The organism is Stenotrophomonas sp. 71799_Sma (assembly GCF_056482505.1).
This window is the reverse complement of the sequence record NZ_CM151202.1, coordinates 3,266,136-3,289,795: the sequence shown is the minus strand read 5'-3', so window position 1 is coordinate 3,289,795 and position 23,660 is coordinate 3,266,136. Positions and strand designations below refer to the sequence as shown.

22 protein-coding genes are annotated in these 23,660 nt (G+C 67.1%); 13 read left to right on the top strand and 9 right to left on the bottom strand.

The features are described from left to right. Window positions 1-8: 8 nt before the first annotated feature. The gene (locus ACZK4Z_RS15340; protein ID WP_049460737.1) at window positions 9-713 is read left to right on the top strand and encodes a squalene/phytoene synthase family protein; all 705 of its coding nucleotides are present in this window, start codon (window positions 9-11) and stop codon (window positions 711-713) included. A 97-nt stretch (window positions 714-810) separates the two neighbouring features. On the opposite strand, the gene ACZK4Z_RS15335 is transcribed toward ACZK4Z_RS15340, so the two are convergent. The 4 genes from ACZK4Z_RS15335 to yidD all read right to left on the bottom strand — a co-directional run bounded on the left by ACZK4Z_RS15335 (window position 811) and on the right by yidD (window position 4,894). Further along, on the bottom strand, window positions 811-2,331 hold the full coding sequence (locus ACZK4Z_RS15335) for a gliding motility protein (RefSeq protein WP_125895509.1): 1,521 nt from the start codon (window positions 2,329-2,331) through the stop codon (window positions 811-813). A 112-nt stretch (window positions 2,332-2,443) separates the two neighbouring features. After that, entirely contained in the window at window positions 2,444-3,292 is an 849-nt protein-coding gene (locus ACZK4Z_RS15330) for a M23 family metallopeptidase (RefSeq protein WP_180836676.1), read from the bottom strand. After that, complete coding sequence (locus ACZK4Z_RS15325) at window positions 3,292-4,638, bottom strand: dihydroorotase (RefSeq protein WP_010486624.1); 1,347 nt, start codon at window positions 4,636-4,638, stop codon at window positions 3,292-3,294. Before ACZK4Z_RS15325 ends, ACZK4Z_RS15330 begins: the two co-directional genes overlap by 1 nt. Before the next feature lies 1 nt (window position 4,639). Further along, window positions 4,640-4,894: a membrane protein insertion efficiency factor YidD gene (gene yidD / locus ACZK4Z_RS15320; RefSeq protein ID WP_014037867.1), complete on the bottom strand. Its 255-nt coding sequence runs from the start codon at window positions 4,892-4,894 to the stop codon at window positions 4,640-4,642. Window positions 4,895-5,166: 272 nt separating this feature from the next. Here yidD and dksA point away from each other — a divergent pair, with 272 nt between their 5' ends. Next, the gene (gene dksA / locus ACZK4Z_RS15315) at window positions 5,167-6,396 is read left to right on the top strand and encodes an RNA polymerase-binding protein DksA (RefSeq protein WP_478450894.1); all 1,230 of its coding nucleotides are present in this window, start codon (window positions 5,167-5,169) and stop codon (window positions 6,394-6,396) included. 670 nt (window positions 6,397-7,066) lie between these two features. Here the strand turns inward: dksA and ACZK4Z_RS15310 are convergent. Genes ACZK4Z_RS15310 through cysS form a run of 3 tightly spaced genes read right to left on the bottom strand, consistent with a single transcriptional unit; the run spans window position 7,067 to window position 10,193 of the window. Further along, window positions 7,067-8,314 carry an MFS transporter gene (locus ACZK4Z_RS15310; RefSeq protein WP_032129395.1) on the bottom strand — a complete coding sequence of 416 codons (1,248 nt, stop codon included), beginning with the start codon at window positions 8,312-8,314 and terminating at the stop codon, window positions 7,067-7,069. Continuing rightward, complete coding sequence (locus ACZK4Z_RS15305; RefSeq protein WP_049423936.1) at window positions 8,311-8,763, bottom strand: SufE family protein; 453 nt, start codon at window positions 8,761-8,763, stop codon at window positions 8,311-8,313. Before ACZK4Z_RS15305 ends, ACZK4Z_RS15310 begins: the two co-directional genes overlap by 4 nt. A 53-nt stretch (window positions 8,764-8,816) precedes the next feature. Next, window positions 8,817-10,193: a cysteine--tRNA ligase gene (gene cysS / locus ACZK4Z_RS15300; RefSeq protein ID WP_478450893.1), complete on the bottom strand. Its 1,377-nt coding sequence runs from the start codon at window positions 10,191-10,193 to the stop codon at window positions 8,817-8,819. 188 nt (window positions 10,194-10,381) lie between these two features. Between cysS and ACZK4Z_RS15295 the strand changes: the two genes are divergently transcribed. The 11 genes from ACZK4Z_RS15295 (at window position 10,382) to ACZK4Z_RS15245 (ending at window position 21,798) form a co-directional block, all read left to right on the top strand. Beyond that, complete coding sequence (locus ACZK4Z_RS15295; protein WP_032129397.1) at window positions 10,382-10,951, top strand: glycine zipper 2TM domain-containing protein; 570 nt, start codon at window positions 10,382-10,384, stop codon at window positions 10,949-10,951. Window positions 10,952-11,269: 318 nt separating this feature from the next. Beyond that, window positions 11,270-12,280: an N-acetylornithine carbamoyltransferase gene (locus ACZK4Z_RS15290; RefSeq protein ID WP_032129398.1), complete on the top strand. Its 1,011-nt coding sequence runs from the start codon at window positions 11,270-11,272 to the stop codon at window positions 12,278-12,280. A gap of 119 nt (window positions 12,281-12,399) precedes the next feature. Further along, window positions 12,400-13,596 (top strand): argininosuccinate synthase, encoded by a 1,197-nt coding sequence (locus tag ACZK4Z_RS15285; protein WP_125894472.1) that lies wholly within the window; start codon window positions 12,400-12,402, stop codon window positions 13,594-13,596. Between the two features lie 137 nt (window positions 13,597-13,733). Beyond that, window positions 13,734-14,822: an acetylornithine deacetylase gene (locus ACZK4Z_RS15280; RefSeq protein WP_125894470.1), complete on the top strand. Its 1,089-nt coding sequence runs from the start codon at window positions 13,734-13,736 to the stop codon at window positions 14,820-14,822. Window positions 14,823-14,897: 75 nt separating this feature from the next. Then, complete coding sequence (locus ACZK4Z_RS15275; protein ID WP_293797338.1) at window positions 14,898-16,226, top strand: acetylglutamate kinase; 1,329 nt, start codon at window positions 14,898-14,900, stop codon at window positions 16,224-16,226. Window positions 16,227-16,229: 3 nt separating this feature from the next. Further along, entirely contained in the window at window positions 16,230-16,832 is a 603-nt protein-coding gene (locus ACZK4Z_RS15270) for a GNAT family N-acetyltransferase (protein ID WP_293797341.1), read from the top strand. Continuing rightward, entirely contained in the window at window positions 16,829-17,782 is a 954-nt protein-coding gene (argC, locus tag ACZK4Z_RS15265) for an N-acetyl-gamma-glutamyl-phosphate reductase (RefSeq protein WP_293797344.1), read from the top strand. The genes ACZK4Z_RS15270 and argC overlap by 4 nt, the downstream gene beginning before the upstream one ends. 20 nt (window positions 17,783-17,802) lie before the next feature. After that, window positions 17,803-19,098 (top strand): argininosuccinate lyase, encoded by a 1,296-nt coding sequence (gene argH, locus ACZK4Z_RS15260; protein WP_049461415.1) that lies wholly within the window; start codon window positions 17,803-17,805, stop codon window positions 19,096-19,098. Beyond that, window positions 19,098-19,361 carry a YciI family protein gene (locus ACZK4Z_RS15255; protein WP_032129404.1) on the top strand — a complete coding sequence of 88 codons (264 nt, stop codon included), beginning with the start codon at window positions 19,098-19,100 and terminating at the stop codon, window positions 19,359-19,361. Before argH ends, ACZK4Z_RS15255 begins: the two co-directional genes overlap by 1 nt. A gap of 11 nt (window positions 19,362-19,372) precedes the next feature. Beyond that, window positions 19,373-20,530, top strand: coding sequence for a glutamate 5-kinase (gene proB, locus ACZK4Z_RS15250; protein WP_049401148.1), 1,158 nt, complete (start codon window positions 19,373-19,375; stop codon window positions 20,528-20,530). Further along, entirely contained in the window at window positions 20,527-21,798 is a 1,272-nt protein-coding gene (locus tag ACZK4Z_RS15245) for a glutamate-5-semialdehyde dehydrogenase (protein ID WP_293797350.1), read from the top strand. Before proB ends, ACZK4Z_RS15245 begins: the two co-directional genes overlap by 4 nt. Window positions 21,799-21,935: 137 nt before the next feature. Here ACZK4Z_RS15245 and pgaD read toward each other — a convergent pair whose 3' ends face one another. Further along, window positions 21,936-22,406, bottom strand: a complete 471-nt coding sequence (gene pgaD, locus ACZK4Z_RS15240) for a poly-beta-1,6-N-acetyl-D-glucosamine biosynthesis protein PgaD (protein WP_125894458.1) — start codon at window positions 22,404-22,406, stop codon at window positions 21,936-21,938. Further along, window positions 22,403-23,659: a poly-beta-1,6-N-acetyl-D-glucosamine synthase gene (gene pgaC, locus ACZK4Z_RS15235; protein WP_010486660.1), complete on the bottom strand. Its 1,257-nt coding sequence runs from the start codon at window positions 23,657-23,659 to the stop codon at window positions 22,403-22,405. Before pgaC ends, pgaD begins: the two co-directional genes overlap by 4 nt. Window position 23,660 lies beyond the last annotated feature (1 nt).

Sequence of the window (23,660 nt, the reverse complement as noted above, 5' to 3'; positions counted from 1 at the left end):
ATCACGTAGTGAGCAGTACCGCGCTGGACAGTTTCCTCGACAAGTGGCGCAGCCGTTGGCCGGAATGGTCGGTGGCCGCCCCGTTCGTGGCCGAATCGCAACGCGAGCTTGCGGTGGCGTGGTTCGCGCTGCTGCAGGAATTCGACGACATGCTCAACACCAGCGGCGACCCGTTGCCGGCCGACGCCAAGCTGGCGTGGTGGGGCGAGGAGCTGCGCAGCTGGGCCGCGCATCGTTCGCGCCACCCGCTGGGCCGCCTGCTGGAGCCGGTGCGTGCGCCGTGGGCGCAACTGGCCGAAGCGCTGCCCGATCTGGTTGAAGCGCGTACCGTCGCGCTGGATGCGGCCGGCGCCGAGCGCGCGCTGGCGAACTACGCTGAAGCCGTGGCTGCGGTGGAGGCAGCCCTGTTCGCGGACAAGCCGCGCACTGGCGCCGGTCGTGCGGTGCAGCTGCAGACCCTGGCCCAGCGCCTGCAGGATGCCGGCGTAGCCGGTGTGCCGCGCAGCCTGCTGGACGGTGATGCCAGCACGGCCGCACAGCGCTGGGCGCAGCATCTGTTGAAGGGCTGGGGCAGCCGCGTGCCCGGCCCGCGGCCGCGCCGCGTGTGGTCCAGCCTGGCGCGTGCACGCGTTGCCGCGCAGGCGGCAGGCAAGCCGATCGAAGCCACGCCGGTACGCACCCTGCTGCGTGTGTGGTGGGCTGCGCGCGGCTGATCGATTGCCCTGGCTGCCGGCCGCTGGCCGACAGCCAGGGTGATGCAGGATTCATGGGGTTGCCGGCCGGCGGCCGGCGCTACCCTTCCAGGGCGCCTCAGAACGTCCTGACCTCGTTCATTGCTTCGCGCAGTACGTCGCGCTGCAGCGGCGTACTGCCCGGTGCGCGCGCCGCTTCCACTGCATCGACGATGCCCATCCACGCCATGTAGATCTGCTCGCGCTCTTCGGTTTCGATAAAGCCGCTGCGGCGGTCCAGTGCGTTGAAGCCTTCGGTGTAGTTGCGGCCGATCTGCGCCAGCGCTGCGGTCAGTTCTGCAGCAGCGCGGTCATCGGTGGCCAGCTTCAATGCATCCGTACAGGCTTTGCGATACAGCGTGGTTGCCTTCTTCGCCTGCGCAGTGCTGATGTGCGTGCTTCCCTCCCAGTCGCGGAAGGGGTTGTCGAGATTTGCGGCCAGCCATTCGGGCTTGCGCAGCTGGCCCACATCCAGATCCAGGCCTTTTGCCACCTCGCCCTTGTAGGCCTTCCTGATGGCGGTGCCAAGATCGGCCGGTAAGCTGTGCAGCCACAGCCGGCACAAGCGCGGCCAGCATTCCGGTGCCGGAAACACCGAACCAGCAGGCGGAAAGAGATCGCTGCCGCTGAGGGTGTGCAGCTGCTGCAGATCGCCGAGGCACTGCAGCTGATGCAGCAGGCAGGGGGCGCCGTTGATCGCGAGTGATTGCAGTTGCGGGAACTGCTGGGCGATGCGTGCGGCGTCGAGTTCGCGTACCTCCCGCAGCTGCAGCTCACCGAGCTGCGCCAGGCCCAGGCCTGGCAGCAGCGGATCGGTACTGATGAGGGTCAGCCAGCGGCCCTCGTCCTCGGCGTGGATGATCAGCGCGGGATCGATGCTGCCGATCAGCGTCAGGCGATCCAGCTGCGGGTTGAGGTGGAGCGAGCGCAGGCCGGTGACATCGATCGTCATCTGCAGGAGCCTGGTTTCTCGCACATCGACGTCGGTCTCCTGCAGGCCACTGATCTGCAAGGTATGGATCAACGGCCGTGTGCGCAGCCACGGCAGCAGGCCCGGCACCGGTGTGCCGATCTCCAGCTGCGTGAGCAGCGGCAGGGCATCGAATACAGCCAGTGACGGCGCACGGTTCAGGGTCGCGCTGTCCAGTTGGCGGGTGCAGCGCCGCACCGGAAAGGCATCGCTTTCCAGTACCACGCTCTGGTCTTGCGGCGCGGACATCGCGGCGTGGAAGGCGCGCACGGCATCGGTATCCAGCGCATCCCACTTGCGTTGCCCGACCCATTCGGCGCCATCCGGCCAGCTGCCGTAAGCCCTCGGATGATCGGCGATCAGCGGCTCGCGCCAGCCTGCCTGCCGGAAATCGCGCGGGACGCGTTTGCCTACCCAGCGGTGCAGGATCGCGGGCGCCGCACGGAACGGGCTGAAGCGGGCAGGTTGCATGGCTGCAACGGCGGCGGCATCCGGCAGGGCACTGCCCACCCAGTCCAGTGCAAGGACGGCGAAGCTGCCGTCCTCCGTATTCTGGTGGGTGAGCTGGTAGGCCACGTAGGCGCCCAGGCGTGCGTTGTGGACGACGTGGATATCACCCGTAGCGGGCATGCAACGTTCCTTGTTTCCATGCGTCGAAACATCACGGTAGCGCCGGCCGCCGGCCGGCATCCAGATTCGCCGCGAAGATCATGGGGTTGCCGGCCAGCGGCCGGCACGACCGTTACTTGCGCTCCAGCACCAGCAGCGGATCGATACGGGTATCGAACCAGTTCATGCCCCAGTGCAGGTGCGGGCCGGTGGCACGACCGGTGGCGCCGACCGCAGCGATCACCTGGCCCTGTTCCACACGGTCGCCAACTTTTACGTCGATGCGCGACAGGTGCAGGAAGTTGGAGCTGACACCGAAACCGTGGTCGAGCAGCAGCGTGCCGCCGGTCAGGTAGAGGTCGGGGCCGGCGAAGGTGACGATGCCGGCCGCCGGCGCCTTCACCGGCGTGCCGGTCGGTACCGCGATGTCCATGCCGGAATGACCTGCGCCGGGCTGTCCGTTGTACACGCGTGCGTTGCCGAAGCGGCCGCTGATGCGGCCCTGCACCGGCCAGATGAAGGTCTGGGTGAAGTCGGTACGGTCGTCATCACGGGCACGCGCGGCGGTCACCTGTGCTTGTTCGCGCTTGATCCGCTCGGCAATCGCCGGCGGCGGGTTGACCGTCTTCGGCGGCACGCCGTTGACCCGCTCGGTGGGCCAGTCGCGCGGGGTCACCGCAATGGTCGCGGTCTCGCTGCCACCATCAGGGCGTTGCACCTGCACGTGCAGCGGACCCTTCTCGTCGCGGCCGATGCCGAACACCACGCTGCCATAGCCGCTCACCCGCAGTTGGCGGCCGGCGTACTGCGCGCGGCTGCCGGCAGGTACCTTGCCGATCACCAGTGCGCCCTGCGATGCGCTGGCCGGGAACACCACCCGGCTGTCGATCAGGCTGCCGATGCCGTCCTGTGCCTGCGCCGACGGTGCGGTGAACAGGGGTGCGGCCAGCAGCAGCGCCCCGATCAGAAGTGCGGAGCGCATCAGCGGTCGTAGGTCATGCGCTGGCCGGCCGGCTCGCCCACCAGTTTGCTGCCGTCCCACACCAGTTGGCCATTGACCCAGGTGGAGGCCACGCGCGAACGGAAGGTCGTGCCTTCAAACGGCGACCAGCCGCACTTGGACAGCACGTCCTCGCGCTTGACCGTGAACGGCACGTCCTCGACCAGCACCAGGTCGGCGAAGTAACCCTCGCGCAGGAAGCCACGTTCTTCCACGTCGAACAGCTGTGCCGGCGCATGCGCGAACTTCTGCACCACCTGCTCGCGGGTCAGCTTGCCTTCGTGCACCCGTTCCAGCGCGGCCACCAGCGCGTACTGCACCAGCGGCAGGCCCGACGGCGCCTGTGCGTAGGGCTTCTGCTTCTCTTCCCAGGTGTGCGGCGCGTGGTCGGTGGCCAGCACGTCCAGCACGTCGTCGGCCAGCGCGGCGGTGATCGCCTCGCGGTCGGACACTTCCTTGATCGCCGGGTTGCACTTGATCAGGTTGCCCTTGGTCGCATAGTCCGGGCGCGCGAAGTGCAGGAAGTGCACGCAGGTTTCGGCGGTGATCTGCTTGCGGCTGCCGTCGGCGCGGATCAGCGGGCCCTTCTCGAACAGCGCCAACTCGTCGGCGGTGGAGATATGCAGCACATGCAGGCGGGTGCCGTGCTTGCGCGCCAGCGACATCGCCAGGCGGGTCGACTTGATGCAGGCCTCGCGCGAGCGGATGTCCGGGTGCATGTCCGGGGTCAGCGCATCGCCGTACTTCTCCTGGAAGGCCTTCAGGTTGGCATCGATCATCGGCGTGTCTTCGCAGTGCGTGATGATCGGGGTCGGGCATTCGCGGAAGATCGCGTCCAGCGTTTCCGGGTTGTCGACCAGCATGTTGCCGGTCGAAGCACCCATGAACACCTTCACGCCCGGGGCCTTCTTCGGGTCCAGGGCACGGATGGCGTCCAGGTTGTCATTGCTGGCGCCGTGGTAGAAGCCGTAGTTGGCCCAGGCGCGGCCGCGCGCCAGTTCGTACTTGGCTTCCAGGATGGTCGAATCCAGTGTCGGCGGATTGGTGTTGGGCATGTCCATGAAGCTGGTCAGGCCACCGGCCACCGCAGCCGCCGATTCGCTGGCGATGTCGCCCTTGTGGGTCAGGCCCGGTTCGCGGAAGTGCACCTGGTCGTCGATCATGCCCGGAAGCAACCAGCGTCCGGCTGCGTCCACCACCTGCTCGCCGTCGCGCGGCGCCAACCCGTTGCCGATCTGCGCGATGCGGCCGTTCTCGATGCGCAGGTCGCCGTCGAAGGTGCGGCCTTCATTGACCATGCGGGCGTTGGTGATGAGGGTGGAGGACATGTCAGTGTTTTCCTGTGCAACGGCAAGAGGGGGCGTTGGGGGACTCGGGCACGGGGTCGAAGCCGCCGGGATGGAACGGGTGGCAGCGGCCCAGCCGGCGCGCAGCCAGCCAGCTTCCGCGCAGCGGGCCGTGCCGCGAGATGGCGTCCATCGCGTATTCAGAACAGCTCGGCACGAAACGGCAGCGAGGCCCCAGCAGGGGGCTGATGAAGCGCTTGTAGAAGCGCAGCAGGGCAATGAGCAGGCGCGAGATCACCCAGTCATCTTATGCCAGTTGGCATGAAGGCCGCATTTGTGCAGGATGGGCCGTTGGTCGCATGTCGCCGATGGCCTGCGACCGGTACCAGTACCTTCGGGTGCTGGCCAGGTTCCGTACCGCGCAAGGCGGTCCGTGTTCGTCGGACTGCCTCCAAGGGCGCCTTGACTCCAGGACTGAATGGAGCAGGGGGTCGAGGTTGCTGCTGCGGGTCGGGTAGGCTATAAAGGCCCGCTTTCCCGGGCCCCGGGGAATCCAAGGAAGAGCGTTTCGTGGCTGCTAAAAAAACTGCAAAGAAGGCCGCAACGGCCGCCAAGAAAACCGCCAAGCCTGTTGTGAAGAAGTTGGCGGCAAAGCCCGTTGCCAAGAAACCGGCCAGCAAGCCGGCGACCAAGGCAGCGTCCTCGCAACCGGCGGCCAGGAAGGCCACCGCAAAGAAAACGCCGGTCAAGGCAACCAAGCCGGTGGCGAAGAAGGCTGCTGCGCCCGCCAAGGCCAAGCCTGCCGCTGCCAGCAAGAAGGCGCCGGTGGTGAAGAAAGCCGCCAGCAAGGCCGCGCCGGTGAAGAAGGCCGCCGCCAACCCGGTGGCGAAGAAGGCAGCAGCCAAGCCGGCGCCGAAGGCGGTGGTGAAGAAGGCTGCGGCCAAGCCGGTCGCCAAACCTGCAGCGAAGAAGGTTGCTGCGGCTAAACCGGTGGCCACGCCTGCCGCTGTAAAGAAAGTCACCAAGAATGTTGCCGCGCCGGCCGCAAAGCCGACCCCGGCCCCCGTAGTGAAGTCCGCACCGAAGCCTGCCCCCAAGCCGGCTCCGGCCAAGCCTGTCCCGGCCAAGACCGTGGCAGTGGCAGCAGCCCAACCGGCCCCCAAGCCGGCCCCGGCCGCCGCTCCTGCTGCTTCGAAGGCCCCGCAATCCAAGAATTCCGTGCCCGTTTCGAAATCGCCTGCCAAAACCGCCGTGAAATCCGATTCCGCCCCGAAGACCGTGTCGCGCCCTGTCGGCAAGGTTGCCGTGGCCGTCGCCGCCCGCTCGGCGGCACCGGCCCCGCGCAGCAAGTACAAGGTGGTCGAGTACAAGACCGACGAGGCCACCGGCCGCCCGATCCTGCCGGCTGGCTACAAGCCGTCCTCGGAAGAGGAATACATGAGCCCGCTGCAGCAGGAGTATTTCCGTCAGCGCCTGCAGAACTGGCGCGCGGACCTGGTGGAAGAGTCCAAGCAGACCATCGAGAACCTGCGCGAGGAAGTGCGTGACATCGGCGACGAAGCCGAGCGCGCGACCCGCGAGACCGAAAACTCGCTGGAACTGCGTACCCGTGACCGCTACCGCAAGCTGATCGGCAAGATCGACAGCACCCTGAAGCGCCTGGAAGCCGGCGACTACGGTTACTGCGTCGACACCGGCGAAGAAATCGGCCTGGAGCGCCTGGAAGCGCGCCTCACCGCCGAACGCACCATCGACGCCCAGGAGCGCTGGGAGCACCTGCAGAAGCAGCAGGGCGACTGATTCCCGATCGTTGTATGGTCATGCGAAAAACCCGGCCTCGGCCGGGTTTTTTGTTGGGTGTGGTTGGCTTTGTAGAACGGCGCCTTCCGGGTATCGGAGGGAGCCTGCGGGTGGGGCCGGGCAGGACACGCTGCAAGTACATCCCGGTAAGCTCGGCCGCGGCATCCATGCCGCGGACGGTCCTGCCCGGCCCCACCCGCAGGCTCTCTACGGTTTCCTGCGTGCGCGGTTGCTGTAAAGCCGAGCTCATGCCCGGCTCGGGCCGAAAACGGAGGGCAAGGAAGAGCAAAAGCAAAAGCAAAAGCAAAAGCAAAAGCAAAAGCAAAAGCAAAAGCAAAAGCAAAAGCAGCCAAGCATGGCTTGGCTCTACCAAGGGCGGTCATGCGTGCGCTCGCGGCTGTTGGGTCCGCCTTGTAGCGAGCCGAGCACCGCAGGGGAATCAGGGGCGAAGAGGCGCCGCTGTTTGAGCGCAGCGAGTTCGGCGCCGTCCCCTGATTCGCCGAGGAGCACAGGGCACCGGCGCGCAGCGCCGGCTCGCGGATGGCGGCGCGTTTCTTTTGGTTACTTTTCTTTTCGCGCGAAAAGAAAAGTGACACCCCACCGCGGTCACGGAAAGAGCCCGCCGGGCATGGCCCGGCGCTACCGGCGCGTGGGCGCGCGGAAATCCGCTCTATTGCAGGTCGCGAAGATTCAGCTTCCGCAACGTCGGGTTCTTCCACGCCGTGATCCCGGCCACGCTCAGCACCGCGAACCCGCCCAGCACCACCGCTGGCACCAGGCCGAGCAGCTTTGCCATCGTGCCGGCATAGAACGCGCCCAGTTCGTTGGACGAACTGATGAAGATGCCGTTGATCGACGACACCCGTCCGCGCATCTCTTCCGGCGTGGCCAGCTGCAGGATGGTCGAGCGGATCACCACCGAGACGCCGTCGAAGGCCCCATAGAACAGCAGGATCAGCGCGGACAGCCAGAAGTGCTGCGACAGCCCGAAGCTGATCACGCACAGGCCGAAGCCGGCCACCGCGAACAGCAGCACGCGGCCGGCATTGCGGTGCAGCGGGTGGCGCGCCAGCCACAGGCCAACGCAGACCGAGCCCAGCGCCGGCATTGCGCGCAGGATGCCCAGGCCTTCCGGGCCGTGGTGCAGGATCTCGTGCAGGAACGCCGGCAGCATCGCCACCACGCCGCCCAGCAGCACCGAGAACATGTCCAGCGCCATCGCCCCGACCATGATCCGGTTGCCGACCACGAAGCGCGCGCCTTCAGCGATGCTCTTGAAGATCGGGGCGGCCGGACCGGTATGCACCGGTTCTTCCACCTTCAGCGTGGCCAGGCAGGCCATCGCCACCAGCGCGAAGCCCGTGGCCACCGCGTAGGACAGGCCCTTGCCGCCGAAGCCGACCAGCACGCCGCCCAATGCCGGACCGGCCACCATGCCGGCCTGGAACACCACGGCGCCGAGGCCAGCGCCACGTGCGAACTGGTCACGGGCCAGCACGCGGGCGAACAGGGCGTTGTAGATCGGCGACAGGAAGGCGCGGACCATGCCGGTCAGCGCAATGGCCGCATAGATCGGCCACACGCCTTCGAACGGCAGCCAGCCCTTGGCCACGCCGGTCAACACCAGCGCGGTGGCGATCAACCCGGAGCAGGCGACCATGCCGAGCCGGCGGCGCGGCAGGTGGTCGACCAGATAACCGGCGAACGGTGCGACGCAGAAGAACGGCAGCACCTCGGCCAGGCCAACCAGGCCCAGCGAGAACGGATTGCGGGTGACTTCGTAGATGTGCCAGCCGACGGTGACCGCGACCACCTGGTAGGACAGCATCGCGAAGATGCGGTAGGCCAGCAGCTTGGCGAAACCGGGCCGGGACAGCAGCCCCAGCGCGGTGTCTTCGGCCGTGGCGGGTTCGCTCACGACGGGTCGCGCTGCAGCTGCGCCTGCGCGGTCTCGCGGATGAAGGCCAGCATCGCCGCCACGCCGTTGCTGCGGGTGGGCGAGAGGTGGCGGGCCAGGCCGATGTCCTGGATGTAGCTCGGTTCGGTGGCCAGGATCTCCTGCGCCGAGCGCCCGGAGTACACGCGCAGGGCCAGGAAGATCAGGCCGGAAACGATGGCCGAATCACTGATGGCGTGGAAGCGCAGCGACTGCGCATTGCCTTCCGGCACGATCCAGACCATCGACTGGCAGCCGAGCAGGCGGTGCTCTTCGGTCTTCCATTCGTCCGGGAAGGCGGGCAGCTTACGGCCGAGGTCGATCAGATACTGGTAGCGCTCGGACCAGTCGCCGAAGAAGCCGAATTCCTCGGCGATGGCGGTCTGGGCCTCGGCGGCGGTGGGTTCAAGCGGGAACGGAGAGTCGGTCACAACAGTCTCTACAGTGGAGCGTGGCCGGCGGACCGGCCACGGGGCAGGGTGGGTCAGCCGCGCTTGCGCGACCAGCGCACGCCCTGCGGGGTGTCTTCCAGCACGATGCCTTCGGCGGCCAGCTGGTCGCGGATGGTGTCGGAACGGGCGAAATCGCGTGCCTGCTTGGCGGCGGCACGCTCGTCGATCAGGCCCTGGATGCGGGCATCTTCGCCATCATCGCTGGCCGCGGTGCCGAACCACTGCGCTGGATCGGCCTGCAGCAGGCCCAGGGCCAGGCCGGCACCGAGCAGTTCGCCCTTCAGGCGCGCCTGTTCGGCCGGGTCGGTGGCCCGGCGTGCATCGGCGGCGATGCGGGCCACTTCGGCCAGTGCCTGCGGGGTGTTCAGGTCGTCATCCAGGGTTGCCTCGACCGTGGCCGGGATCGCCACGACCGCCTCGACCGACGCCAGCTCGCGCAGCGTGCCGTACAGGCGGTCCAGGGTGCGCGCCGACTGCTCGATGAGGCCATCGGACCAGTCCAGCGGCTGCCGGTAGTGGGCCGACAGCAGGGCCAGGCGCAGCGCTTCCGGCGGGTGCTGGCGGACCAGATCGTGCACGCGTTCGATGTTGCCCAGTGACTTGCTCATCTTGGCGCCGCCGAAGTTGAGCATGCCGTTGTGCAGCCAGAAGCGGGCGAAGATCTTGCCGCCGTGGGCGCATTCGCTCTGCGCAAGCTCGTTCTCGTGGTGCGGGAACTGCAGGTCGACGCCGCCGGCATGGATATCGATGGTCTCGCCCAGGTGGGCGGCGGCCATCGCCGAGCATTCGATATGCCAGCCCGGGCGGCCACGGCCCCAGGGAGACTCCCAGCCAGGGAGGTCATCGCTGGACGGCTTCCACAGCACGAAATCGCCCGGGTCGCGCTTGTACGGGGCCACGTCGACGCGGGCGCCGGCCAGCATCTCTTCCGGGTCGCGGCGCGAGAGCTTGCCATAGCCTTCGAAGCTGGCCACCGCGAACAGCACGTGGCCTTCGGCGGCGTAGGCATGCCCGTTGGCGATCAGCTGCTCGATCATGGTGATGATCTGCGGAATGTGCGCGGTAACTTCCGGCTCGATGTCCGGCGGCACCACGCCCAGCGCGGCCATGTCTTCACGGTAGGCGGCGGCGAACCTGTCGGTGATGGTGCTGATCGGCACGCCCTGCTCACGCGCGGCGTTGTTGATCTTGTCGTCCACGTCGGTGATGTTGCGCGCGTAGCGCAGGCCACCGAAACGGCGTCGCAGCAGATCGGCCAGCACTCCGAACACCACTGGGCCACGGGCGTTGCCGATGTGCACGTAGTTGTAGACCGTCGGGCCGCACACATACAGGGTCGGACAGGCCGGGTCGAGCGGGGTGAACGGTTCGAGCTGGCGAGTCAGGTTGTTGTGCAGGCGCAGGGTCATGGGGCTGTGGCTGGGGGACAAGCCTGTGATTTTAGAACGTGTCGGCCCCCTTTGGGGGCACCGCCTGCCACCGGTGGACGCCGGGTCCAACCAGGGTGGGGTGGGCAGGAGCAGCGTGGACGGGTAATGTTCAGCCCCTTGCGCTCGCCACTGCCTACACTATTGCCGTGTCCTTGCTCCCTTCGCCAATGAAATCCACCGCGTTGCTGACCCTGGCCTGCCTGTCGGCGCTGGCCGCCGTGGCGCAGGCGCAGGAGGCCGAGCCCCGCAACCGGGTGGTGATCGTGGAGAACGTGAAGTTCGACTACGCGCAGGTACTGAACGTCGAACCCGTGTTCCAGACCCTGCGCGCGACCCGTACCGAAGAACACTGCGAGCCGGTCTCGACCCGGACCCTGGCGCCGGTCAATGTCACTGGTGAGGAGCCGGTCGAGGACAAGGGCCGGATCAGCCGCTTCTGGGACTCGGTACGCTCGATGTTCAAGCGCAGCGATGAAGAGGTCTCCGAGGACACCGCCGCCGAGTCACCGGCCCCGGCGCCGGCACCGGCCAACAATGGTCCGATGCTGACCCGCGACTGTCGCATCGTGCCGGTGGGACGTGAATTCCGCCGGCCCATCGCCTACGACGTGGACTACGTCTACAAGGGCACCAAGTACCGCTCGCGGCTGCCGGAAGATCCCGGCAACCGGCTCAAGATCCGGGTGTCGATCACCCCCTGGGTCGGCCCCGAGCAGGGCGCCGCCGGCAATCCCTGATTCTGCGACCCCGGCCCCTTGCGTCGGCCCCGGCCGCATGCAAAGATGGATGACCATGAAGCTCACCGACTTCCAGCACGACAGCAGCGCAGCCCGACAGGCGTCGGGCATGACCTCGCGTGCGCGTCGACCGGAACCCCACATCCTCGCTGGGTAACCGGAGCTTTTTGCTGTTCGTCCGAAAAAAACCCAGCCCGCCGGCTGGGTTTTTTCGTTTCCGCGTCATGAAAGCTGCAACTGCAACCTTTTCGTTCCACCTTTGCTTCCTGTTTTCCCTTCCACCGCGTCGAACCCGGCGCCGCCACGCAAGGAAAGATGATGTCCCCCAAGCACTTCCTGAACACCCAGGACTGGAGCCGCAGCGAGCTCGACGCGCTGCTGACCCAGGCCGCGCTGTTCAAGCGCAACAAGCTCGGCGACCAGCTCAAGGGCAAGTCGATCGCGCTGGTGTTCTTCAATCCGTCCATGCGCACCCGCACCAGCTTTGAACTGGGTGCGTTCCAGCTGGGTGCCCACGCGGTGGTGCTGCAGCCGGGCAAGGATGCGTGGCCGATCGAGTTCAACCTCGGCACGGTGATGGACGGCGATACCGAAGAGCACATCGCTGAAGTGGCCAAGGTGCTGGGCCGTTACTGCGACATCATCGCCGTGCGTGCGTTCCCCAAGTTCATCGACTGGGCCTACGACCGCCAGGACATCGTCCTCAACAGCTTCGCCAAGTACTCGCCGGTGCCGGTCATCAACATGGAGACCATCACCCACCCGTGCCAGGAGCTGGCCCACATCATGGCCCTGCAGGAGCACTTCGGCACCCAGGACCTGCGCGGCAAGAAGTACGTGCTGACCTGGACCTACCACCCCAAGCCGCTGAACACCGCAGTCGCCAATTCGGCGCTGACCATCGCCACCCGCATGGGCATGGACGTGACCCTGCTGTGCCCGACCGCCGACTACATCCTCGACGACCGCTACATGGGCTGGGCCGAGCAGAACGTGGCCGAGAGCGGCGGCTCGCTGAAGATCAGCCATGACATCGACAGCGCCTACGCCGGTGCCGACGTGGTCTACGCCAAGAGCTGGGGCGCGCTGCCGTTCTTCGGCAACTGGGAACCGGAAAAGCCGATCCGCGACCAGTTCAAGCACTTCATCGTGGACGAGCGGAAGATGGCGCTGACCAACAACGGTGTGTTCAGCCACTGCCTGCCGCTGCGCCGCAACGTGAAGGCCACCGACGCGGTGATGGATTCGCCGCAGTGCATCGCCATCAACGAAGCCGAGAACCGCCTGCACGTGCAGAAGGCGATCATGGCGGCGGTTGCCGGGCGCTGAATCAAGCAAGGGGTAGAGCCGACCGTTGGTCGGCTGCTCCCGCAGCGGCGCATCCAACATTTCAGCCGACCAGCGGTCGGCTCTACCGAATTCCCATCCCCCAAGTGGACCTGATCCCCATGAGCAACAAAGACGTCGTTCTCGCCTTCTCCGGCGGCCTGGATACCAGCTTCTGCGTGCCGTACCTGCAGGAGCGCGGCTACAACGTGCACACCGTGTTCGCCGATACCGGCGGCGTGGATGATGAAGAGCGTGATTTCATCGAGAAGCGCGCCGCCGAGCTGGGCGTGACCAGCCACGTCACCGTCAACGGTGGCCCGGCCATCTGGGAAGGCTTCGTCAAGCCGTTCGTGTGGGCAGGCGAAGGCTATCAGGGCCAGTACCCGCTGCTGGTCTCGGACCGCTACCTGATCGTCGATGCCGCGCTGAAGCGTGCCGCCGAACTGGGCACCAACATCATCGCCCACGGCTGCACCGGCATGGGCAACGACCAGGTCCGCTTCGACCTGGCGGTGAAGGCACTGGGCGACTACCAGATCATCGCGCCGATCCGCGAGATCCAGAAGGAACACACCCAGACCCGCGCCTACGAGCAGAAGTACCTGGAAGAGCGCGGCTTCGGCGTGCGCGCCAAGCAGCAGGCCTACACCATCAACGAGAACCTGCTGGGCCTGACCATGTCCGGCGGCGAGATCGACCGTTGGGAAGCGCCGGGCGAGGGCGCCCGTGGCTGGTGCGCACCGCGCAGCGAGTGGCCGGAGCAGGCGCTGAACGTGACCCTGAAGTTCGTCGAGGGCGAAGCCGTCGAACTGAACGGCAAGGCGTTGCCGGGCGACCAGATCCTGGCCCAGCTCAACAAGCTGTTCGCCCCGTACGGCGTTGGCCGCGGTGTCTACACCGGCGACACCGTGATCGGCCTGAAGGGTCGCATCGTGTTCGAGGCCCCGGGCCTGGTGTCGCTGCTGGCCGCGCACCGCGCGCTGGAAGATGCCGTGCTGACCAAGCAGCAGAACCGCTTCAAGCCGGACGTGGCGCGCAAGTGGGTGGAGCTGGTCTACGAAGGCTTCTACCACGACCCGCTGAAGACCGACATCGAGGCCTTCCTGAAGTCCTCGCAGGCCAAGGTCAACGGCGAAGTGGTGCTGGAAACCCGCGGCGGCCGCGTCGATGCAGTGGCGGTGAAGTCGCCGCACCTGCTCAACACCAAGGGCGCCACCTACGCGCAGTCGGCCGACTGGGGCGTGGAGGAGGCCGAGGGCTTCATCAAGCTGTTCGGCATGAGCTCGACGCTCTTTGCTCAAGTCAACCGTGGTTGACTTGAGCACGAGCCCGCGCATTTCACCTTAACCCTGCGCCGTTGGCGCGCCCCCTTCAACAAGAAGGGGGCTCTCCTCCAGATGCGCTCCGGTAGCGCTGGGCCATGCCCGGCGGAATTCCACAGGATTGTTGATTCATGCTTGAACAGACGCTCGATCACCTGCAGGCCCTGGTGTCCTTCGACACCCGCAACCCGCCGCGTGCGATCACCACCGGTGGCATCTTCGATTACCTGCGCGCGAACCTGCCCGGCTTCAACGTCGAGGTGATCGACCACGGTGCCGGTGCGGTCAGCCTGTACGCCGTGCGTGGTACGCCGAAGTACCTGTTCAACGTGCATCTGGATACCGTGCCGGATTCGCCGCACTGGAGTGCCGACCCGCACGTGATGCGCCGCCTGGAAGATCGTGTGATCGGCCTGGGCGTGTGTGACATCAAGGGCGCCGCCGCTGCACTGGTGGCCGCGGCCAACGCCAGTGATGGCGATGCCGCGTTCCTGTTCTCCAGCGACGAAGAAGCCAACGATCCGCGCTGCATCGCCGCGTTCCTGGCCCGTGGCCTGCCATATGAAGCGGTGCTGGTGGCGGAGCCGACCATGAGCGAAGCGGTGCTGGCGCACCGAGGCATCAGCTCGGTGCTGATGCAGTTCTCCGGTCGCGCCGGGCATGCCTCGGGCAAGCAGGATGCGGCCGCCAGCGCACTGCATCAGGCCATGCGCTGGGGCAACCGTGCGCTGGACCATGTGGAATCGCTGGCCTCGGCGCGCTTCGGCGGCCTCACCGGCCTGCGCTTCAACATCGGTCGCGTCGAAGGTGGCATCAAGGCCAACATGATTGCACCGGCCGCCGAAGTGCGGTTCGGGTTCCGTCCGCTGCCGTCGATGGACATCGATGGCCTGCTGGCGACCTTCGCCGGTTTTGCCGAACCGGAAGCCGCACTGTTCACCGAAACCTTCCGTGGCCCCAGCCTGCCGGCCGGTGACATCGCCGAGGCCGAGAACCGCCGCCTGCTGGCACGCGACGTGGCCGATGCGCTGGAACTGCCGATCGGCAACGCGGTGGACTTCTGGACAGAGGCCTCGCTGTTCTCGGCCGGCGGCTACACCACGCTGGTGTTCGGCCCGGGTGACATCGCCCAGGCCCACACCGCCGATGAGTTCGTGACGCTGGAGCAGCTGCAGCGCTACACCGACGCCGTGCACCGCATCATCGCCGCCGGCGCCTGATCGACTCTACAACGCCGCCCGGCCCTGGCCGGGTGGAACTGCAACGCGGCGACCGCCGCCTGTGACGAAACCGAAATGTCTCCTGCCCTCCAGCCCCACCGCCAGACCCGCCAGACCATCGTGCGCCTGCTTTCCAGCATGGCCAGCGCGAAGGAGATCAGCCAGTACCTCAAGCGCTTCTCGCAGCTGGACGCCAAGCGCTTTGCCGTGGTCAAGGTCGGCGGCGCGGTGCTGCGCGACGATCTCGACGCGCTGACCTCTTCGCTGTCGTTCCTGCAGGAAGTCGGCCTGACCCCGATCGTGCTGCACGGCGCCGGCCCGCAGCTGGATGCCGAACTGTCGGCCGCCGGCATCGAAAAGCAGACCGTCAACGGTCTGCGCGTGACCTCGCCGGAGGCACTGGCGATCGTGCGCCGGGTGTTCCAGCAGTCCAACCTGCGCCTGGTCGAAGCCCTGCAGCAGAACGGCGCGCGTGCCACCTCGATCACCGGCGGCGTGTTCGAAGCCGAGTACCTGGGCGTGGACACCTACGGCCTGGTCGGCGAGGTGAAGAAGGTCAACCTGGCGCCGATCGAGGCCAGCCTGCGCGCCGGCTCGATCCCGGTCATCACCAGCCTGGGCGAAACCGCGGGTGGCCAGATCCTCAACGTCAACGCCGACTTCGCCGCCAACGAGCTGGTGCAGGAGCTGCAGCCGTACAAGATCATTTTCCTGACCGGCACCGGCGGCCTGCTGGACGAGCAGGGCAGCGTGATCGATTCGATCAACCTGTCCACCGAGTACGACCACCTGATCGCGCAGCCGTGGATCCACGGCGGCATGAAGGTGAAGATCGAACAGATCAAGGATCTGCTCGACCGCCTGCCGCTGGAATCGTCGGTGTCGATCACGCGCCCGGCCGACCTGGCCAAGGAACTGTTCACCCACAAGGGTTCGGGCACGCTGGTGCGCAAGGGTGAAAAGGTGCTGCGCGCCACCGCCTGGAACGAACTGGACCTGCCGCGCCTGAAGGGCCTGATCGAATCCAGCTTCGGCCGCGCGCTGGTGCCGGACTATTTCGAGAAGACCAAGCTGTTGCGTGCCTACGTCAGCGAGAACTACCGCACCGCGGTCATCCTCACCGACGAGGCAGAGGGCGTGTACCTGGACAAGTTCGCCGTGCTCGACGACGCGCAGGGCGAGGGCCTGGGCCGTGCGGTCTGGAACGTGATGCTGGAAGAGACGCCGCAGCTGTTCTGGCGCTCGCGCCATGGCAACCCGATCAATCACTTCTACTATGCTGAATCCGATGGCTGCTACAAGCAGGGCCATTGGAAGGTGTTCTGGTACGGCGCCGATGGCATCGACCGGATCAGCACCTATGTCGACCACTGCGCCCAGCGCGCACCGAGCCTGCAGGGCTGAATGATGGACCATTCCGATCACTGGACTACGATTCCCACCCTGCGCGGCCAGCACGTGACACTGCAACCGCTGCAGCCCGAGCATGTGCCTGGCCTGCGCACCGCCGTGGAGGGCAGCGGCCTGGACAAGCTCTGGTACACCCAGGTGCCTGCGCCGGAGCGGGTCGAGCACTATGTGCAGGCCGCGCTGCAGGCGCAGGCGGAAGGCAAGGTGCTGCCGTTCGTGATCCTCGATGCGGCGGGTGACATCGTGGGTACCACCCGCTTCTACGACCTGGATGCCGGCGTGCCCAAGCTCAGCCTGGGCTACACCTGGTATGCACCGCGCGTGCAGCGTACCGGCGTCAACACCGAAACCAAGCTGTTGCTGCTGCAGCACGCCTTCGAAACCATGGGCTGCATCAGCCTGGTGCTGGAAACCAGCTGGTTCAACTTCACCTCGCGCACCGCCATCGCCCGCCTGGGCGCCAAGCAGGACGGCGTGCTGCGCAACCACAAGCGGCACGCCGACGGCACGCCGCGCGACACCGTCATCTTCTCCATCATCGATACGGAATGGCAGGGCGTGAAGCGCCACCTGCAGTACCGCCTGGACAGCCACGCATGAACGATTCGACTTTCACCCTGGGCATCGTCGGCGCCCGTGGCCATACCGGTGCCGAGCTGATCAAGCTGGTGGCCGCACATCCGCGGCTGAAGCTGGCCTTCGTGTCCTCGCGCGAACGCGCCGGGCAGCGCCTGTCCGACCACCATCCGGAGTTCCAGGGCGAGCTGCAGTACGAGAATCTGGACGCCGACGCGGTGGCCGCCAAGGGCGTGGACGCGGTGATCCTGGCCCTGCCCAACGGCCTGGCCGCACCGTTCGTGGCCGCACTGGAAGCGGCGAAGCCGGACACCGTCATCGTCGACCTGTCGGCCGACTACCGCTTCGACAACAGCTGGTACTACGGCCTGCCGGAGCTGACCCGAGGCCGCTACAACGGCCAGAAGCACATCAGCAACCCGGGCTGCTATGCCACGGCGATGCAGCTGGCGGTGCATCCGCTGCTGGACCTGCTGGCCGGTCCGCCGCAGTGCTTCGGTGTGTCCGGCTATTCCGGCGCCGGCACCACGCCGTCGGACAAGAACAACGTCGAACTGCTCGCCGACAACCTGATGCCGTATGCGCTGACCAACCACGTGCACGAGCGTGAAGTGTCGGTCCAGCTGGGCGTGGCGGTTGAATTCATGCCGCATGTCGCGCCGCATTTCCGCGGCATCACGCTCACCGCCAACCTGTGGCTGAACCGCGTGCAGACCCGCGAACAGATCGTCGAGCGCTTCCAGCAGGCCTATGCGGGCGAACCGCTGATCGAGGTAGTGGATGAAGCGCCGTGGGTCAGCCGCATCGCCGGCCGCCACGGTGCGCAGGTCGGTGGCTTCACCCTGGCCCCGGGCGGCAAGCGGGTGGTGGTGGTGGCGACCCTGGACAACCTGCTCAAGGGCGCGGCCAGCCAGGCCATGCAGAACCTCAACCTCGCGCTGGGCATCGACGAACTGACGTCGATCCCGCACTGAACACGTATTCCGGAGCCCCCATGGCAGACCTTCTTTGGCAGAAGCCCGGCGTCGCCGTCGACGCCCAGATCCAGACCTTCCTCGCCGGCGACGACGTGATCCTCGACCGCGAGTTCTTCCTGCATGACATCGCCGCCAGCGCCGCGCATGCGCAGGGCCTGCAGCACATCGGCATCCTCAGCGCCGATGAACTGGCCGGCCTGCTGCGCGAGCTCGACGTGCTGGCGCAGGACTTCCGCGAAGGCCGCTTCGTGCTGGACACGCAGTACGAAGATGGTCATTCGGCGATCGAAGCGCGCCTGACCGAACGCCTCGGCGATGCCGGCCGCAAGATCCACACCGGCCGCAGCCGCAATGACCAGATCCTGGTCGCCACCCGCCTCTGGCTGAAGGAGAAGCTGCAGCGTGTGGCCCAGCTCAGCGCCGAGGTTGCCAAGGTCGCGCTGGACCGTGCGCAGGCCGAGAAGGATCTGCCGATCCCCGGCTACACCCACATCCAGCGTGCCGTGGTGTCCTCGGCCGGCATGTGGTGGGCCGGCTGGGCCGAGGCCTTCATCGACAACGCCATCCGCGCGCGCGACACCCATGCGCTGGTCGACGCCAATCCGCTTGGCACGGCTGCCGGCTACGGTGTGAACCTGCCGCTGGACCGTGAGCACACCACGGCCGCGCTCGGTTTCGCCCGCATGCAGATCTCGCCGATCTACGCGCAGCTGTCGCGCGGCAAGTTCGAACTGGCCGCGCTGGAAGCGCTGGGCGGCGCCACGCTGGACCTGCGCCGCATTGCCTGGGACCTGTCGCTGTTCACCAGCGCCGAGTTCGGCTTCGTCGCGCTGCCGGCGCAGTACACCACCGGCAGTTCGATCATGCCCAACAAGCGCAATCCGGACGTGATCGAGCTGATGCGCGCGACCCACGCCAGCGTCGCCGCCGCGCGTACCGAGATCGAGCAGCTGCTGTCGCTGCCGTCGGGCTATCACCGCGACCTGCAGTCGTCCAAGGGCGCCATCTTCCACGGCTTCGGTCGCGGCCTGTCGGCGCTGGAACTGCTGCCGGCGCTGCTGGCCAACCTGGAATGGCGCGACGACAAGGTTCGCGCGGCAATCGACTCGGGCATGTACGCCACCGACGTGGCGGTGGAAGCGGCGGTGGCCGGCGTGCCGTTCCGCGAGGCCTACAAGGCTGCTGCCGCCGGTGCCGACAGCGCAGGGCAGGGGCGTACCCCGGAAGGCAGCCTGGCCGCACGCGTATCGCCGGGTTCGGCCGCCGACCTGCGCCTGGACGAACTGCACGCGCGCTGGCAGGCGCTGTCCTGATGGCCGGCACCGTCTACCTGGTGCTGGCCATGCGCCGGCCCGATTTCAACGCCGCCGCCGTGCAGCCGCACCGTGACTTTCTCGATGCGTTGCAGGCACAGGGCAAGCTGCAGCTGACCGGCGGTTTTGCCGACGGCAGCGGTGGCGCCTATGTGCTGTGCAACGTGGACAGCCTGGCGCAGGCGCAGGCCATCGTCGCCACCGATCCGCTGGTGACGATGCAGGCCTCCGCGCTGACCGTGCACGAATGGAACACCCGCTGAGAGCCTGACCGATGATCCAGCACGCTGCCCACGTCGCCTCGCCGTTCCCCGAACAAGCGCTGCCGCCGTGGCGGCGTGCGGTGCTGAAAGTCGGCAGCAGCCTGCTGGCCGCCGATGGCGGCGGCCTGTCACCTCGCCACGCGCTGGGCCTGGCACAGTTCGTGTCGGCCAATGTACTGGCCGGGCGTGAGGTGGTGATCGTGTCTTCCGGCGCGGTCGCTGCCGGGCGCGCGATCCTGCCGCGGGCCGATGAACCCGGTGCGGCGATGGCGGCGCGGCAGGCCCTGGCCGCGCTCGGCCAGGCGCAGCTGATCGGGCTCTGGCAGCGCTTCTTCGAGCGCCCCGTGGCGCAGGTGCTGCTGACCCACGACGACCTGCGCAACCGCCGCCGCTACCTCAACGCACGCGCCACGCTCAATGAGTTGCTGCGGCTGGGCGCGTTGCCGGTGGTCAACGAGAACGACACCGTGTCGGTGGACGAACTCAAGCTCGGCGACAACGACAACCTGGCCGCCACCGTGGCCGCGCTGGTCGATGCCGATGCACTGTTCATTGCCACCGACATCGACGGCCTGTACAGCGCGGATCCGCGCACCGTGGCCGATGCGCGGCCACTGCACGACGTGCCGGAACTGAGTGACGAGGTGCTGGCGATGGCCGGCGGCGCAGGGTCGCGCGCCGGTACCGGCGGCATGCGGACCAAGCTTGAGGCGGCGGCCAAGGCGGGTCGTCTCGGCATCGAGACCTACCTTTTCAACGGCCGCAGCAGCGACGTGGTGCGTGCACTGGCGCAGGACCGCCTGTTCGGCACCCGCATCCACGCCGCGCGCAGCCGCGAGGCGGCCCGCAAGCACTGGCTGCGGCATGCACCGCTGACCGAAGGCGCGATCGTGATCGATGCCGGTGCGGCACAGGCCATGCGCGAGAAGGGCGCCTCGTTGCTGCCCGGTGGCATCACCGGTGCGGAGGGCGCGTTCCGGCGTGGCGATATGGTGCAGGTGTGCTGGAATGCACCACAGGGCCGTGTCTGCATCGCCCGCGGTGTCAGCCAGTACGCCGCCGATGATGTGCGCCGGATCGCCGGTCGCCATTCGCGCGACATCGAGGCCGTGCTGGGCTACAACTACGGTGGCAGTGTCGTCCATCGCGACGATCTGGTGCTGCCATGACCGGTTTGAAGGACACCCCGATGAGCGAAATCGAAGCGCAGGCGCGTGCCTGCCGTGACGCGGCCCAGATCGTTGCCGGCCTCGACAGTGCGGCGCGCCGCACGCTGCTGCTGGCGATGGCGCAGGCACTGGAAGTGAATGCCGGGCTGATCCTGGCCGGCAATGCGCGTGACCTTGCTGCCGCGCGCGACAAGGGCGTTGGCAGTGCCATGCTCGACCGCCTGGCGCTGGACCCGGCACGCCTGTTCGCGATGGCCGAAGCCGTGCGTGAGGTCGCCGCGCTGCCCGATCCGGTCGGCCAGATCACCCGCGACGATGTGCGTCCAAACGGCATCCGTGTGCAGAAGGTGCGCGTTCCGCTGGGGGTGATCGCGATGATCTACGAGGCACGCCCGAACGTGACCGCCGAAGCGGCCGCGCTGTGCCTGAAGGCCGGCAATGGCGTGATCCTGCGCGGTGGTTCCGAGGCGATCCACTCCAACACCGCCATCGCCCAGGCGCTGTCCGGCGCATTGAAGGCCAACGGCGTACCGCCGGCTGCGGTAACCGTGCTGACCGACCTGCGCCGCGAAGCGATGCTGGAACTGCTGCAGTTGCATGAGCTGGTCGACCTGGCCATTCCGCGTGGTGGCGAAGGCCTGATCCGCTTCGTCGCCGAGCATGCGCGGGTGCCGGTGATCAAGCATTACAAGGGCGTGTGCCATCTGTTCGTGGATGCCAGCGCCGACCTCGGCAAGGCCATTGACCTGCTGGTGGATGGCAAGTGCAGCCGCCCTGCAGCCTGCAACTCGCTGGAAACGCTGCTGGTGCACCGCGAGGTGGCCGAAGCGTTCCTGCCGCGCGTGGCGCAGGCGCTCGGCGAGCGCGGCGTGCAGCTGCGCGCCGATGCGCAGGCGCAGCCGCTGCTGCCGGGCAGCATGTTGGCCACTGAAGACGACTATGCCGCCGAGTTCCTTGATCTGGTGCTGGCGGTACGCGTGGTTGACGATCTCGACGCTGCCATTGCGCACATCCGTGCCTACACCTCCGACCATACTGAAGTGATCGCCACCGAAGACGCGGGCAACGCCGAGCGCTTCGTCACTGCGCTGCGCTCGGCGGTGGTGATGGTCAATGCGTCCTCGCGTTTCTCCGACGGCGGCCAGCTGGGCCTGGGCAGCGAGATCGGCATCTCCACCACGCGCCTGCACGCGTACGGCCCGATGGGGCTGGAGGCACTCACCGTCGAGCGATTCGTCGTGCGCGGTGAAGGGCAGACCCGCAAGTAGATCCACGCCATGCGTGGATGCTCTTCGCGGTAGACCCCGGTGCCGACCAAGGTCGGCACCCACCAGAGAGAACGCCGACCAAGGTCGGCATCTACCAAAGCAAGTGCCGACCAGGGTCGGCACCCAGGGCAATCGAGTTACACCACCTCGCGGCGGATGCCGATCGGCCGCGCGTGGTCGTCCATGTGCAGCGTGGCGGCCTTGCAGCCCAGCAGGCGTTCGGCCAGGCCGGTGCTGGCCCCCAGGTCGGCGGCCACTTCGTTGAGGCTGGCCAGCGGCCGTGGCAGGCGCCGCTCGTGGCCACGGAAGCGCGCGCGGTTGTACTCGGCCCAGCCGATCAGCAGTACGCTGGCGCACAGCAGCATCAGCGGCAACGCCACCAGCACATAGGGGTCGAACTGGCTTTGCCGTTCGTACAGCTGCTGCCAGGCCAGCTGGCCGCCGACCAGCCACGACACCAGGGTGACCAGTGGGGCCCACAGGTAGAAGTAGAACCCCCAGAACGCGAGGGTGACGAAGCCCCAGGCGGTGCGCTGGAAGCGTGGTTGGCGATGCGGCTTGCGGATCATCCGCGAGTCGAAGCGGTTGGACGGGCGTTGTGCGTTCATCGGATCCCCCGATCGGGACTGGTCCAGGTGGCGCGCTTGCTGCGACGGCGCAGCAGGGTTTTCGGCAACGCCACCAGGGTGGTGGAAAGGCTGATCAACCAGTACGCCATCGGGTACCAGATGACCCAGAAGTAGTTGCGTCCAATCTGTGTTTCGTAACGACGGTCGATGATCAGGCTGCTGGCGAACTGCAGCAGGCAGACCAGGGCCAGGATCACGCCATGCCACTCCGGCAGCAGGCTGGCGATATGCAGTTGCGGGGGCAGTTCGATGAACTTGCCCAGCGCCCACAGCACCACGATGAACAACATGGTGTAAGCCCAGATCACGCTGAGCACGTACTCCAGCAGTACGCCCCACATGCGCCGCTCCTTCCAGTGCAGCAGCGAGCGGGCGTGGCGCAGCATCACCTCCACGCCGCCCTGGGCCCAGCGCAGCCGCTGCCGCCACAGCCCCTTCAGGGTTTCCGGCATCAGGATGAAGCATAGTGCGTTGGGTTCGTAGCGGATGTCCCAGTGCGCGCGCTGCAGGCGCCAGCTGATGTCGATGTCTTCGGTCACCATGTCATCGGACCACCAGCCGACCTGGTGCAGGGCGGTGCGGCGGAAGCCGGCGATCACGCCGGAGATGGTGAAGATGCGCCCGTACACCCGCTGCGCGCGCTTGATCATGCCGATGATCGAGGAGAACTCGGCCACCTGCAGGCGTCCGAGCAGGGTGGAGCGGTTGCGGATGCGCGGGTTGCCGGTGACCGCGCCGACCCGGTTGCCGCTCACCAGGTGCCAGATCATCCAGTGCAGCGCGTGTTCTTCCAGCATCGCGTCGCCGTCGATGCACACCAGGTATTCCGAGCGTGCGGCGAGCGCCCCCATGCGCAGCGCATTGGCCTTGCCGAGGTTGCGGTCCAGGTGCAGCACGCGCAGCCGTGGGTGCTTTGCCGCCAGGGCGTCCAGCCGCGCACCCGTGTCGTCGCTGCTGCCGTCGTCGATGGCGATCACCTCATAGTCGGCCGGGTAGCGCTGGGCCAGCGCCGCGCCGAGTGTGTCGTCGAGGTTTGCCGACTCGTTGTGGCAGGGAATCAGCAGGCTCGCGAACGGTGGATCGACCATCAGCGGCGGGTCGTTGCGTGGGCGCGAATGGCGTTCGCGCCGGAAGTAGTAATACAGGCCGCCCGACATCCAGAAGAATGCCATCACCATCGGGTAGTAGAAGGCGAACTGGAACAGGACCTGCAGCAACGGATGCATGTCCATG

What these genes read in the sequence shown, in the direction of transcription:
- ACZK4Z_RS15335 (WP_125895509.1), bottom strand. Translation starts at nt 2,331, where the DNA reads ATGCCCGCTACGGGTGATATCCACGTCGTCCACAACGCACGCCTGGGC.
- ACZK4Z_RS15330 (WP_180836676.1), bottom strand. Translation starts at nt 3,292, where the DNA reads ATGCGCTCCGCACTTCTGATCGGGGCGCTGCTGCTGGCCGCACCCCTG.
- ACZK4Z_RS15325 (WP_010486624.1), bottom strand. Translation starts at nt 4,638, where the DNA reads ATGTCCTCCACCCTCATCACCAACGCCCGCATGGTCAATGAAGGCCGC.
- cysS (WP_478450893.1), bottom strand. Translation starts at nt 10,193, where the DNA reads ATGACCCTGCGCCTGCACAACAACCTGACTCGCCAGCTCGAACCGTTC.
- ACZK4Z_RS15295 (WP_032129397.1), top strand. Translation starts at nt 10,382, where the DNA reads ATGAAATCCACCGCGTTGCTGACCCTGGCCTGCCTGTCGGCGCTGGCC.
- ACZK4Z_RS15290 (WP_032129398.1), top strand. Translation starts at nt 11,270, where the DNA reads ATGTCCCCCAAGCACTTCCTGAACACCCAGGACTGGAGCCGCAGCGAG.
- ACZK4Z_RS15285 (WP_125894472.1), top strand. Translation starts at nt 12,400, where the DNA reads ATGAGCAACAAAGACGTCGTTCTCGCCTTCTCCGGCGGCCTGGATACC.
- ACZK4Z_RS15280 (WP_125894470.1), top strand. Translation starts at nt 13,734, where the DNA reads ATGCTTGAACAGACGCTCGATCACCTGCAGGCCCTGGTGTCCTTCGAC.
- ACZK4Z_RS15275 (WP_293797338.1), top strand. Translation starts at nt 14,898, where the DNA reads ATGTCTCCTGCCCTCCAGCCCCACCGCCAGACCCGCCAGACCATCGTG.
- ACZK4Z_RS15270 (WP_293797341.1), top strand. Translation starts at nt 16,230, where the DNA reads ATGGACCATTCCGATCACTGGACTACGATTCCCACCCTGCGCGGCCAG.
- argC (WP_293797344.1), top strand. Translation starts at nt 16,829, where the DNA reads ATGAACGATTCGACTTTCACCCTGGGCATCGTCGGCGCCCGTGGCCAT.
- argH (WP_049461415.1), top strand. Translation starts at nt 17,803, where the DNA reads ATGGCAGACCTTCTTTGGCAGAAGCCCGGCGTCGCCGTCGACGCCCAG.
- ACZK4Z_RS15255 (WP_032129404.1), top strand. Translation starts at nt 19,098, where the DNA reads ATGGCCGGCACCGTCTACCTGGTGCTGGCCATGCGCCGGCCCGATTTC.
- proB (WP_049401148.1), top strand. Translation starts at nt 19,373, where the DNA reads ATGATCCAGCACGCTGCCCACGTCGCCTCGCCGTTCCCCGAACAAGCG.
- ACZK4Z_RS15245 (WP_293797350.1), top strand. Translation starts at nt 20,527, where the DNA reads ATGACCGGTTTGAAGGACACCCCGATGAGCGAAATCGAAGCGCAGGCG.
- pgaD (WP_125894458.1), bottom strand. Translation starts at nt 22,406, where the DNA reads ATGAACGCACAACGCCCGTCCAACCGCTTCGACTCGCGGATGATCCGC.
- pgaC (WP_010486660.1), bottom strand. Translation starts at nt 23,659, where the DNA reads ATGGACATGCATCCGTTGCTGCAGGTCCTGTTCCAGTTCGCCTTCTAC.